At 41.8% G+C, this 12528-nt stretch carries 11 protein-coding genes; 8 read left to right on the forward strand and 3 right to left on the reverse strand.

Features of this window, described 5'->3' with window-relative positions:
- Window positions 1-177: 177 nt before the first annotated feature.
- Window positions 178-681 (forward strand): YwgA family protein, encoded by a 504-nt coding sequence (locus HU823_RS06365; RefSeq protein WP_197221487.1) that lies wholly within the window; start codon window positions 178-180, stop codon window positions 679-681.
- A 53-nt stretch (window positions 682-734) separates the two neighbouring features.
- Here the strand turns inward: HU823_RS06365 and HU823_RS06370 are convergent, their stop codons facing one another.
- Entirely contained in the window at window positions 735-944 is a 210-nt protein-coding gene (locus tag HU823_RS06370) for a hypothetical protein (RefSeq protein ID WP_197221488.1), read from the reverse strand.
- 113 nt (window positions 945-1057) lie between these two features.
- On the opposite strand from HU823_RS06370, the gene HU823_RS06375 reads away from it, so the two are divergent.
- On the forward strand, window positions 1058-1498 hold the full coding sequence (locus HU823_RS06375; protein ID WP_197221489.1) for an immunoglobulin-like domain-containing protein: 441 nt from the start codon (window positions 1058-1060) through the stop codon (window positions 1496-1498).
- A gap of 238 nt (window positions 1499-1736) precedes the next feature.
- Here the strand turns inward: HU823_RS06375 and HU823_RS06380 are convergent, their stop codons facing one another.
- Window positions 1737-3053, reverse strand: coding sequence for an NCS2 family permease (locus HU823_RS06380; RefSeq protein ID WP_144696817.1), 1317 nt, complete (start codon window positions 3051-3053; stop codon window positions 1737-1739).
- 162 nt (window positions 3054-3215) lie between these two features.
- Between HU823_RS06380 and HU823_RS06385 the strand changes: the two genes are divergently transcribed.
- On the forward strand, window positions 3216-3746 hold the full coding sequence (locus tag HU823_RS06385) for a YwhD family protein (RefSeq protein WP_144696819.1): 531 nt from the start codon (window positions 3216-3218) through the stop codon (window positions 3744-3746).
- A 366-nt stretch (window positions 3747-4112) separates the two neighbouring features.
- Here the strand turns inward: HU823_RS06385 and HU823_RS06390 are convergent, their stop codons facing one another.
- Window positions 4113-6176 carry a transglycosylase domain-containing protein gene (locus HU823_RS06390; protein ID WP_197221490.1) on the reverse strand — a complete coding sequence of 688 codons (2064 nt, stop codon included), beginning with the start codon at window positions 6174-6176 and terminating at the stop codon, window positions 4113-4115.
- Window positions 6177-6294: 118 nt separating this feature from the next.
- On the opposite strand from HU823_RS06390, the gene HU823_RS06395 reads away from it, so the two are divergent.
- The 5 genes from HU823_RS06395 to speB all read left to right on the forward strand — a co-directional run bounded on the left by HU823_RS06395 (window position 6295) and on the right by speB (window position 12252).
- Window positions 6295-7581, forward strand: coding sequence for an amidohydrolase (locus HU823_RS06395; RefSeq protein ID WP_197221491.1), 1287 nt, complete (start codon window positions 6295-6297; stop codon window positions 7579-7581).
- Between the two features lie 145 nt (window positions 7582-7726).
- Entirely contained in the window at window positions 7727-8188 is a 462-nt protein-coding gene (locus HU823_RS06400; protein ID WP_197221492.1) for a CarD family transcriptional regulator, read from the forward strand.
- A gap of 589 nt (window positions 8189-8777) precedes the next feature.
- Window positions 8778-9626, forward strand: a complete 849-nt coding sequence (locus tag HU823_RS06405; protein WP_197221986.1) for an alpha/beta fold hydrolase — start codon at window positions 8778-8780, stop codon at window positions 9624-9626.
- Window positions 9627-10466: 840 nt separating this feature from the next.
- Window positions 10467-11297, forward strand: a complete 831-nt coding sequence (speE, locus tag HU823_RS06410) for a polyamine aminopropyltransferase (RefSeq protein WP_197221493.1) — start codon at window positions 10467-10469, stop codon at window positions 11295-11297.
- 82 nt (window positions 11298-11379) lie between these two features.
- Complete coding sequence (speB, locus tag HU823_RS06415; protein WP_066399100.1) at window positions 11380-12252, forward strand: agmatinase; 873 nt, start codon at window positions 11380-11382, stop codon at window positions 12250-12252.
- The last annotated feature ends 276 nt before the right edge of the window (window positions 12253-12528 follow it).

A 12528-nucleotide genomic window follows, 5' to 3' on the forward strand; every position in this document is an offset into this window, starting at 1 on the left:
AAAGTTGATTGGAGTGTAAGGTGCGAGACTCCTGCGGGACAGGTGAGCAGGTGAGACACTTAAGAGTGAAACGAACGAATGTGGCTCACCGCCTGCCCCGCGGAAAGCGAGCACCTGCAACGGAAATCAACTCTTACAAACAGATAAATAGAAAAAGGATGTTAGGGGGAACGTACTGTGTTTGAGGATCATTTAAAGGTAGTCACCTTGATTCAAGAAGCCGGAGAAGTCGTCGGTCGGAAAAAGCTTCAAAAGATGGTGTACATCGCAAAAAAGCTAAACTTTCCATTCCAAGAAAAATATCAATTTCACTTTTACGGACCATATTCTGAAGAATTAACACTTAAGATTGAAGAGCTTTGCAACATGGGATACATACATGAAGTGAAAGAAAAGGTGAGCGGCTATTCGCAATACCGATATGCGGTGAACGAAGAAGGCCAGCAACTTCTTTCCACATATGGTGCGGAGATCGAAAAGCTAGGAAGTTGTGTTCGCTCAATGAACGAGCAGTCTTCAAGGTTCTTAGAACTTGTATCTACCGTAATGTATTTTGAGAAGCTTGATAAGGACGAGATCAAGGAAAAAGTTCAAACAGTTAAAGCAAAACAAAAGTATACAGAAGAAGAGATGGATGAAGCTTTTAACTATATTGATTCATTAAAATGCCAAGTTCAATAAAAATAAACCTGTTTAGTTAGCGTGAAGCATGCGCTGATGGACAGGTTTTTTATTTACCATCTAAATTGTAAGGGATGACCATTATTTGCAACACCATAAAAATAAACAAACACGATAAAGATCGTAAATGGAACGATAATACCAAGCAGCGTCATGAAAAAGCCTTTTGCCACACTTTTCTCATAAAGGCGCGTTGCGTAATAGCCGATTCCAAGCCCTGTAAACAAGAGCGATAAAATTAATGCAACAAGCCAAATCTTCATGCTAGCGCCTCCTCTATTATCAGCATATCCAGCACATTCTCCTTGTAAACGACAGTTTAACTGAAACTTTTTTTAATGAGGTACGACTAACAGGGTAAAAGGAGGGCTTAGTGATGAAAAACATGAAGCTGATTTTAATGGCGTGTCTGCTCGTTCTCCTCGCCGCTTGCGGATCTAAAGCAATGCCAGAAGAGGAAAAGAAGAACGGGGCACCTCAGGTAAAGAACGAGATACCAGCTGAAAAAGAGGGTGTACAAGCTGAACTCGCACTCCAAGAGAATAGTGAAGAAGCAAAATTAACGTTGAAAAACTCATCCGATAAAGAAGCTGGTACAGGAACCGCGTATGCATTAGAAAAATGGACAGACGGTAAATGGGAGAAAGTAAACAACGATCAAATGTTTACCGAGCAGATGATCATGGTGAAAGCAGGATCAAACTATGGTCAAGCGGTTGATCTAAAAGAACAAGATGCAGGAACGTATCGTGTATCGAAAGAGTTCTTTGTAGATGAAAAGAAGGAAAAAGTAGCCGTTGTGTTTGAAACAAAATAAGAAAAGACCGGTCAGCCCTTTATTTTTAGGGTCGGCCGGTCTTTTTGTGTTTTATTGATTTTGTTGTCTTTTATAAATACTTCGTTGCAAAGTTGATTGTAGCGCAAGGTTGCTGACTCCTACGGGACGAGCGGTCAGGTGGAGACTCCTAATGGCGCAAAGCGGCAGGAGGATCACCGTTCGCCCCGTGGAAAGCATGCAACCTGGAGCGGAAATCAACGGCTTTCAAAAGTATTTTTTAGTGAGGTAAAAACGCGAGTTGATAGAAGAACAACACCGCAAACAAGTAAACCAAGAACGGAACTTCACGATATTTACCTTTTACAATTTTCAGGATCGGATAAGAAATGAAACCTAAAGCGATACCTGTTGCGATAGAAGACGTTAACGGCATCGTTAAAATGATCAAGAACGCTGGGAACGCTTCGTCAAGCTCGTTCCATTTAATTTTACTGAGAGAACCAAGCATTAAGCTACCTACGATGATCAGGGTCGGTGCTGTAATTGCGGCTAATCCTGAAATCGCACCAACGAGTGGTGAGAAGAACGCAGCGGCTACAAATAGCATGGCTACTACAACAGATGTTAAACCAGAACGACCGCCTGCAGCTACACCGGAAGATGATTCGATATAAGCACTCGTTGGGCTCGTACCAAACGCTGCACCAACTGTTGTCGCAACCGAATCAGCTAACAGTGCTTGACGTGCACGAGGCATCTTATTGCCTTTCATCAGTCCAGCTTGTTCTGCTACCCCAACCATCGTACCCGTAGTATCAAAGATCGTTACAAGCAAGAAGGAGAACACCACTGCATATAATCCATACTGAAACACATCAGAAAAGGCTGTGATCGGATCACCAAAGATAAAAAGCTCTGATGGTAGGTTTGGTGTAGATACGAATCCATCTTTAAACGTTAGATGTCCCGTATAATAGGCGATTGCCCCCGTGATGATCATTCCGAAGAATAATGCACCGTTCACGTTCAGTCCCATTAAAATTAACGTGATAGCAAGTCCGCCAAGTGCAAGAAGTACCGTTGGTGAGTGCATATCACCTAAAGTGACTAAGTTATCAGGATGAGCCACAATAATTTTTGTAAGACGTAAACCGATGAACGCGATAAATAGTCCGATACCAGCTGTAATACCGTGCTTCAGGTTTGCTGGAATGGATTCGATCAATTTTTCACGAAACGGTGTTAGCGATAAGATCACGAAAAGAATACCAGCTACAAAGACAGCTCCGAACGCGATACGGTAATCGATGTTAGGATGGTTTCCTACAACAGAAAACGCAAAATAGGCGTTCAGCCCCATACCTGGAGCTATGGCGATCGGATAGTTGGCCATTAGAGCCATCCACAGAGTACCGACTACCGTGGCAATAATTGTTGCAATAAAGACAGTGTCAAAAGGAACACCAGCAGAATGCAGGATGATTGGATTGACTATGACAATGTACACCATCGTTAAGAATGTAGTGATTCCTGCTAATATTTCTGTTTTGATGGTCGTACCAAGTTCTTTTAGTTTAAAAAATGAAGAAAGCATACGTTAGAACCTCCAAAATACGAACGATTTATAAGTACATGATATATAATATTCGTTTTTAGGTACAATTTCAACAATTATCTTCAAACTTTCCAACTGAGAGTTTTGCGTGATTTGTGATACAATACGTGTTAACAATGAATGTTTAGAGGAGCTGGAAGCATGAAAGATTTTTTCAATTCCAATGATGCTGATAAAAAGAAAAAAGGAATGGGCTTTACCATCATAAGTGGTGACTCCACAGACGGTCATGGTGGTTATGGTGTGGGAAGTTTGACACTTGATCACGTAACACCTGTTATCGTAGATGTAGAAGAGTCGATCGCTTATATCGATATGGGAGCGATGCACGCGAGAAGTGATGTGGAAAAGCGCATCAAGTTTACGCCAAATCGTGAAGATACGCCTAATCCCCGTCTTTATTGGCTCGTTTGGGTTACGATCAATAGAAATGCAGAAGGTCCGTTTTATTTCGGATTGACTGCATGCGAGATGCAAGTAGATGTTGAAGCGCGAAGAGGGTATAAAAGTCTTCCAGAACACGTAAACCGCATGGATAAATCCATGAAGGGCAAAGTGATCGTAGAGGAGATGGACGAAAACGCTCGTCGCGTGCTTGGAAACTTCCTTAAAGAGAATGATGAAGCGATGTTTAACCGTTCGAGTGACGAAATCAAGTCATTAGTGGAATAAAAATGGCAAAGTTATGAACCTTTTTTGAACATTTTGCAAATAACTTGTGACAAGAAAGCACTTCCATTAAAATATAGGTAGCATTGTACACACAATGTTTCTAGGACAATAAAGTGCCCGGGGCTCCTGTAGTAGAGCTCCGGGCATTTTATTGTCCTTTTTTGAGTTTAGCGAATGATGCAAGATAGTCGGGATATGTCGAAATGTGTCGACTCGTGGATATTTAGCAAAAATTTTTGGATTAAAGCCCGAAACTTATGGATTCAAGCTCAAAACTTATGGATTTAGACCTAAAACTTTTGGATTGAATGCTTCGTGTAGCTGGCTGGCAACGTCTAGCAGCGAGCTGACAAGGTTAACGTCTCATCACCAAGAAAAAATCCGCTTGAAAAAACCTTTTTCCTCTTTTTTCTGCTCTAATTTTACTTTTATTTCACTTGAAGCACCATGTTCATCACAATACTCTACAGGTTCTGTTCCTTTTTCATAATAAGAGATACGCGTTACCGGACAGCTATCGGTTGCGAGCTTTCCGTTTTGTGGGTTGATCGTTACCGCAGTTACGCCTTCTGGTTGTTCAAACGATAAGATTTCTTTGTTCTTCAACGCGCCCTCCATAAAATAAGCCCAGATTCGTTTGGAGTATCCCGTGTCGTTCACATCATGCAGCTCTTCGTTGTTATCGTATCCGACCCAAACGCCAGTAACCAGTTGAGGAGAATATCCGACCATCCAGCTGTCATTTGGCGTAGAGCCAGATTTTCCAGCCATCGGACGCGTCAGATAGTGGTTGATACTTGATCCCGTAACACTCGTATAGTCATTTAATTTTTCATCAAACGTACCAGCTAACAGATCGGTCATGACAAAAGCTTTGTTCTCGTCGATCACTTGTTTGCTTTCATATTTATGTTCATACAGCACTTTCCCTTTAGAATCTGTGATCTTCGTAATAAATACAGGATCTACTTTTTTACCGCCGTTCGCAAAAACGCCGTATGCGTTTGTCATCTCTAATACACCTACTGCTTTAGAGCCTAGTGCGAGTGAAGGGATGCTAGCGAGTTCACTTTTAATTCCGAACTTCTTAGCTGTTTTAACAAGCTTCTTCGGACCAAGATAGAGATTCGTTTTTACAGCATAAATATTATCGGAAAGAGCAAGCGCCTGAGCCATTGTAATAAAATCATTCGCATAGCGGTTCTTGAAGTTCTTCGGCTTATAATCGCCTATGCCATCTCCCATCGCGAATGTGGTTGGTTCTGACTTGATCGGAGTAGACGCCGTGTATCCATGCTCGAGCGCCGTATAATATAGAAATGGCTTAAACGTTGAACCTGGTGCGCGCTTCGCTTGAAGCGCACGGTTAAACGAACTCTGCTCAAAATCCCTGCCTCCTACGAGTGCTTTCACATCTCCGCTTCTAGGGTCCATAGCGACTAATGCTGTTTGAATCGAACTGTTATCGATGATGCGATTTTCAATCGTGTGTTCAGCAACTTCCTGCATTTTTGGATCAAGCGTCGTGTAAATTCGCAGTCCACCAAACTGTATCGAGTTCGTGTTCACGTTCAGCTCTCTTTTTAAAGCACGCATCACAGCATCCTGAAAATAAGGAGCGACCGTAGCGATTTCTTCCTCTTCTTCTCGTACATAGGTTAACTGATCCGATGCTGCTTTATGGACGGCTGACTTCTTAATCGTTCCATCTTCAGCCATCGCGTTTAAGATGATGCTTTGTCTTTTTTTCGCGTTCTCTTCATGAAGGATCGGAGAATAGTAGCTCGGACCTTTAGGGATTCCCGCCAACATCGTCGCTTCACTCAGTGAAAGATCTTTTGCATCTTTGCCAAAATAATAGCGAGAAGCAGACTGAATCCCGTATGAACCATGTCCGTAATAGATCGTGTTCAAATAACCTTCTAAAATCTCATCCTTTGAATAACTCATCTCAAGGCGCAGTGTGTAGAACGCCTCTTGAAACTTTCTTCGCCATGTTTTGTCATGTGTTAAAAAAAGATTCCGTGCATATTGCTGCGTGATGGTACTGGCTCCTTGGACTTTTGCGCCAGCCTTAATGTCAGCGAGTAAGGCACCGCCAATACGCTTCATATCAAAACCGTTATGTTTATAAAAACTTTTATCTTCAATAGAGATCGTAGCGTCGATCACATGTTTATCAATTTTTTTGAGTGAAACCCAATATCGGTTCTGACCGCCGTTGTTGATCTCACCCATTTTAGAACCGTCCGCTGCATACATGATGGTTGTTTGCGGAACAAGCAGAGCGGGAGGGCCCATGAGTTTAGCGAGCAGCAACAGCCCAACAAAGGATAATGCAAAGCATCCAGTGACGATAAGACCCCATTTTTTCATCCAGCGTATTTTCTGCTGTTTCGTAGCTTCTTTATAGATCTGCCAAAACTTCATAATCCGCCCTCCTTAAAAACTCTCATTTTGTTATCTAGTATGGTGAAAAAAGATGCTCCTTAAACGTGATAAGGGAATGAAGTGCTATAATGGCTGTGAGAAAGAGGAGGTTCGTAACATGCTTATACAAAACATTCAATATATGACGTCTTCGGCAGATGGAAAATGGGTTGTTAACACGGGAGACATCCTTATAAAAGATAATAGGATTGATTCAATAGGAAACTTTGAATGCGATGAAACGGTTGAGAAGCTCGACGGAAAAGGGATGCTGGCGCTGCCGGGTCTTGTAAACGGACATCAGCATACACCGATGTCGCTGTTGCGTTGCTATAGTGATGATGTGACATTGATGACTTGGTTAAATAAAAAGATGCTTCCGCTTGAGATGAAGATGAATGATGAAGATCGCTATTGGGGTGGACTTCTTTCCATGGCGGAAATGATCAAGAGTGGAACCACGTCTTACGCAGATATGTACATAGGAATCGATACAATCGGTGAAGCGGCTGTAGAATCAGGCATTCGCTCCGTTATAGCGCGTGGACTTATCGCGATGGATTCGGATTATGAAGGTCGGTTAAAGGAAGCGGCAGATGTTGTTGATCGCTGGCACGGAAAAGGAGACGGAAGGATTACAACGATGATCGCGCCGCATTCTCCGTATATGTGTCCACCTGATTTTTTGAGAGCTGCTGTAAATCTTTCAAAAGAAAAGAACGTTCCGCTTCATATTCATTTAGCTGAAACGAAAGACGAAGAGAGAATGATTCAAGAAAAGCACGGGTTAAGACCGGTTGAATATTTAAAACAAGCAGGTGTGTTCGATCGCCATGTACTGCTCGCGCATGGTGTTCATTTTAACGATGCAGATTATGAAACGCTGAAAACCGTGCAGGGCGGGATCATTCACAATCCAGTAAGTAACGCGAAGCTCGGATGCGGGATCAGTGATGTGAAACGTTTGATGGATAGCGGTGTGAAGGTTGGTCTAGGAACGGATGGACCAGCGAGTGCAAGCTCTCTTGATCTGTTCTTAGAAATGAAAGCTGCTAGCTGGTTCCAAAAATTAAAGTACGAAGATGCGGCGGTTCTCAGTGCGCATGATGTGTTATCGATGGCCACACAGAACGGTGCTGACATCCTTGGAATCGGGGATGATGTTGGTTCCATAACGGTTGGTAAGAAAGCGGACATTCTTTTAATGGACATGAACAAACTTCATCTCACGCCGAGTCATGAACATGCTAATCTTCTAGTATATTCTGCAACGGGACAAGACGTGGATACGGTGATCATCGATGGCAAAGTCGTTATGCGTGGCCGCGAGTTGAAGACGATTGATGAAGAAAAAGTGATAGCAAACGCTAAAGAACGAACGAAAGAACTTCTAGTGCGATTATGATAAGTAGGGTGTCTCAAATTTGAGGCACTTTTTTTGTTGTAAAAATGATTGACACGAAAATTATAATCATGATATTATAAAATATTTGATTAAATTATAATAGTGTGGTACTCTTAGAAGGTTAGCAAATCTGGAGGTGGAGTATTTGTTTCAAATTGGCGATAACATTGTGTACCCAATGCATGGAGTAGGTGTAATTGAAGCCATTGAAGAAAAAGAATTCCCCGATGAAAAACAACAGTACTATGTGATAAAGATGTCAGTCAGCAACATGCAAGTTATGATTCCAGCATGTAAGATTATGAATTCTAAAATTCGTCCTGTTACAGAACTCTTAGCATTAAAGCAGATTATGCACGACTTTCAAAATGGAGAATCGGAAACATTACTAACGTGGAAAGAAAGATACAAAGTAAATACAGACAAGCTAAAAACGGGTGAAATACGCGAAGGTGCTGAAGTTGTACGTGATTTAATGCGTATGAAGAAAGAAAAAACACTGAATGCAAGCGAAAAAAAAATGTTGGAAAATGCATATGGATTTTTAATTAGTGAACTTGAAGTAATCAAAGGAATCACTGAAACCCAGATAAAAAGTTTCTGTTAAGGTTTAATGAAATGGTATGGGATCATTAAAAGGGTCTCATTAATATTTTTTTCAGAGACAATACACTTCTTAAACTTACTTATAGTAACCTCTTTAATTTCTACAACACTTTAATCCTTAATTTTTGATTTTACTTTCCTCTATAACATTATGAAGTTTTTCAAATCAATTCTAATCAATAATCATATGATTGTTGTAATACTGATTCACACTGGCACGGACAAGGAGCCGTAAGGATGGAAGAGAGGTAGGGCTTTCATTGTTTTAGGTAACCTCAGTGACTATTAATTAGAAGATTACTCATCCACCTCCACAAGTACTGTTAATTAAATATTAAATGGGAAAAGCAGCCGAGAGTGGGTAACGCGGGTTGCTTTTTTTATTTTTGGTAAAAAGTTCAGAAAATTATGTTAAAATAAATACGGTTCTAATACCATTAATTATATAAAAGAAGGAGGCCGACGCGTCATGATCATTAAATGGATCAAACTTCGATAATGACAAGTGCAGGCCAAGATAACTCCGTTGAGTGCTTATTGATCTGCGCTTTTTAAAGTGGCAAAAAATAAAATCACGGAGGGAAACAATGATGAAACAACAACTTTTACAAACAAATCAAGTGGAAATAAATACGGAAGGCTTCGGTAACCCCAACGATCCCCCAGTACTACTGATCATGGGTGCGATGTCGTCACTCGACTGGTGGGATGAAAAATTTTGTGAGCGTCTTGCGGCAGCTGGGAGATACGTGATTCGGTATGATCATCGCGATCTCGGTCAATCCGTAGTCTATGAACCTGGTACGTCGAACTATACGATTACAGATCTTGCTGATGATGCGTTTGGCATTCTAGATGCTTATTCTATAGAAAAAGTGAACATCATGGGAATGTCTCTTGGGGGAATGATCGGGCAGATTATGGCGATCAAACACCCTGAACGTGTGCAGAGCCTGACGATCCTTGCATCCAGTGTTTTTGGTTCTGAGCAAGCTGAGCTGCCTCAGATGGATCAGAAAATTTTAGATTTCCATGGAAAAAGTGCTTCCGTTGATTGGAATAATCGAGAAGAAGCTGTTGCTTATCTAGCAGATGGCTGGGCAGTCCTATCTGGATCCAAACCTTTTGAAAAGAAAAGAATGTACGCATTGGCAGAAAGAGAATACACGCGTGCGAAACAGATTCAAAGCAGATTTAATTATATTTTTCTAGGCGGCGGTGAAGAGTATTTAGATCGTATGAATGAAATTACAGTTCCCACGATCATCCTTCATGGAACAGAAGATTGGGCCCTTCCGTTTGAACACGGTCAAGCGTTAGCGAGGGCGATTCCGCATGCCGAACTCGTGACTCTTGAAGGAACGGGGCATGAGCTGCATACAGAGGATTGGGATATCATTATAGACTCGATTGTAAGGAATAGTTCTATCGGTGAGTAAGGGTTTAAAGCCATGAGCGGGAAGGTTGCTCATGGTTTATTTATTTTTGAGTAGTGCATTTTGTAAAGGCTAGGGGTATAGAATTGGGTGATGGGAGTCGGATTTTGTCAACTCGCGGATATATGCACAAAACTCGCGGGATTAAAGCTAAAACTCGCGGAATAAAATCAATAATTTCCAGGATTATGCTTCTAATTTATTGAATTAGAGTGGGAAACACCCCCATTGGTACAAGCGTGTTAACACGAATTGCTCCTAATTTGGCCGGTTATATCATAATCCACCAAAAAAGAAATCGTCCGTGCACGAAACACGGACGAATGGGGCGCCAGAAGGGACACACGAGTCGGTAAAGCGAGGCCGGATTTTCTGACGAAAAGCCGGTGCTTTTACACGTGTGACAGAGGCCTATTTATTTTTAGACGTAAGGACAGTAACGATAAGCGAGCTGAAAGCGACCGCGAACATCAACGCCTCAAAGATCGTCAGAGGCATCACCCCCCTTAACTGTAAGCTGCGGATACCCGCAAGATGTCCAGCTTCAGTTTAAAAAAGGGAATGCGCCGACCGTCTGTCCTTCTGAACGCTATCTCCATTATACCACTTAAGTAGTCAGAATAGTCAGCCGAAAGAAACGGGGTATTCGACTCATTTTTAGTGGATGTCGATTAGGAAAACTGAATTGTGGTATGGATAAGAAGTGGTTATTTGAAATAAGCTGCATTCTTACAAAAATTGAATTGGAATCTTAGGTCCCAGAATGCTATAATCATTTTGTTTGTAAAATCTCGAAACAACGATGCCTGGCATTTCAAAATATATAGTAGGAGTGAGACCAACATGAGTATTTGGTTTACTGAAAAACAAACGGAAAATTTCGGAATAACGATGAAAATTAACAAAACGTACGTATCTGAGCAAACAGAATTTCAAAAGTTAGATATGGTAGAAACAGAAGAGTTCGGAAACATGCTGATCCTTGATGGCATGGTTATGACTACACAAAAAGACGAGTTCGTTTACCACGAGATGGTAGCACACGTACCTCTTTTCACACACCCTAATCCGAAGAACGTTCTAGTAGTAGGTGGAGGAGACGGTGGAGTAATCCGTGAAGTGCTTAAGCACCCATCTGTTGAAAAAGCAGTTCTTGTTGAGATCGATGGAAAAGTAATCGAGTATTCTAAGCAATACCTGCCTGAAATCGCTGGGGACCTAGAGAACCCACGTGTTAAAGTAAAAGTAGATGACGGATTCATGCACATCGCAACGAGCAATAACGAGTATGATGTAATCATGGTTGACTCAACTGAGCCGGTTGGACCAGCTGCTAAGCTTTTTGAAAAAGGTTTCTATGAAGGAATCTCTAGAGCACTTAAAGAAGACGGTATCTTTGTTGCACAAACGGACAACCCTTGGTTCACGCCTGAGTTGATCTCTCAAGTATTCAGCGATGTTAGTGAGATCTTCCCGATCACGCGTCTTTACACAGCGAACATCCCAACTTACCCAAGCGGACTTTGGACGTTCACGATCGGATCTAAGAAACACGATCCACTAGAAGTTCCTGCTGCTCGTTTCCATGATATCGAAACGAAATATTGGACGCCACAACTTCACACAGCTGCGTTCGCGTTGCCGAAGTTTGTGAGTGACTTGATTAAAAAATAAATATTAAAAATGGGGGCCGTCAAAAGTGAGTTGTACCTTACTTTCGCGACGGTCCCGTATTTTACATAAGGAGTGTAAAATCATGCGTTTTGATGAAGCTTATTCTGGAAATGTTTTTATTTTAAGTAAGCCAGATTATAAGACAGCGGATGCTGTTCTTTACGGTATGCCGATGGATTGGACAGTTTCATTCCGTCCGGGTAGCCGTTTTGGACCTGCTCGTATTCGTGAGGCATCTCTTGGCCTTGAAGAGTACAGCCCATACATGGACAAGCACCTTGAAGAAGTGAACTATTTTGATGCGGGAGACATTCCGTTACCGTTCGGAAATCCTCAGCGTTCTCTTGATATGATTGAAGAGTACGTATCAACGTTACTCGCTGACAACAAGTTTCCGCTTGGAATGGGTGGAGAGCACCTTGTGACTTGGCCGGTATTTAAAGCGTTAAAGCAAAAATATGACGACTATGTCGTGATTCATATTGATGCACATGCTGACCTTCGCGAGCAGTATGAAGGGGAAGTTCTTTCTCACTCAACACCGATCCGCAAAGTTTGCGATTTAATTGGCGCAGAAAACGTATATTCGTTCGGAATCCGTTCAGGTATGCGTGAAGAGTTTGAATTTGCAAAAACAAGCGGCATGCACATGTACAAGTTCGATGTAGCTGAGCCGTTAAAAGAAGTTCTTCCAACATTAAAGGGACGTAACGTGTACGTTACGATCGATATTGATGTGTTAGACCCATCGGCAGCTCCTGGAACAGGAACAGCAGAAGCGGGCGGAATCACGTCAAAAGAGCTTCTTGAAGCAATCCAGTTGATCGCGAAAGCGGACATCAACGTAATCGGTGCAGACTTAGTAGAAGTAGCGCCAGTTTATGACCACTCCGAGCAAACGCCGATTGCAGCAAGCAAATTCCTTCGTGAAATTTTGTTAGGCTGGGTAAAATAATATAAATATAACCCCTGTATGAAGGCTGTTGTTCGTGTTTGCAGCCGTCGGACAGGGGTTTTTCTTTAGGTCTGCACATGTCGAGCTGTGTCGAATGGCCTTTATTTTGCGAATTAGACTTAATTAGTATGGATTTTAACTTAATTTTTTCTAAATAGACTTAATTGAACGTTACTTCAACTTAATTACTCATCAAAACGACTTAATTACCATCCGCCGCCCTCATCACACCTCATCTTTCAGACCTTACATATAAAAAAACGGCCTCGAATCATC

The sequence above is a fragment of the Fictibacillus sp. 18YEL24 genome (genome assembly GCF_015903855.1).
GTDB classification, from domain to species: Bacteria; Bacillota; Bacilli; order Bacillales; family Fictibacillaceae; genus Fictibacillus; species Fictibacillus phosphorivorans_C.

Excerpts from the sequence above, each read along its gene's own strand:
- HU823_RS06370 (WP_197221488.1), bottom strand. The coding sequence starts at position 944 with ATGAAGATTTGGCTTGTTGCATTAATTTTATCGCTCTTGTTTACAGGG.
- HU823_RS06375 (WP_197221489.1), top strand. The coding sequence starts at position 1,058 with ATGAAAAACATGAAGCTGATTTTAATGGCGTGTCTGCTCGTTCTCCTC.
- HU823_RS06380 (WP_144696817.1), bottom strand. The coding sequence starts at position 3,053 with ATGCTTTCTTCATTTTTTAAACTAAAAGAACTTGGTACGACCATCAAA.
- HU823_RS06385 (WP_144696819.1), top strand. The coding sequence starts at position 3,216 with ATGAAAGATTTTTTCAATTCCAATGATGCTGATAAAAAGAAAAAAGGA.
- HU823_RS06390 (WP_197221490.1), bottom strand. The coding sequence starts at position 6,176 with ATGAAGTTTTGGCAGATCTATAAAGAAGCTACGAAACAGCAGAAAATA.
- HU823_RS06395 (WP_197221491.1), top strand. The coding sequence starts at position 6,295 with ATGCTTATACAAAACATTCAATATATGACGTCTTCGGCAGATGGAAAA.
- HU823_RS06405 (WP_197221986.1), top strand. The coding sequence starts at position 8,778 with ATGAAACAACAACTTTTACAAACAAATCAAGTGGAAATAAATACGGAA.
- speE (WP_197221493.1), top strand. The coding sequence starts at position 10,467 with ATGAGTATTTGGTTTACTGAAAAACAAACGGAAAATTTCGGAATAACG.
- speB (WP_066399100.1), top strand. The coding sequence starts at position 11,380 with ATGCGTTTTGATGAAGCTTATTCTGGAAATGTTTTTATTTTAAGTAAG.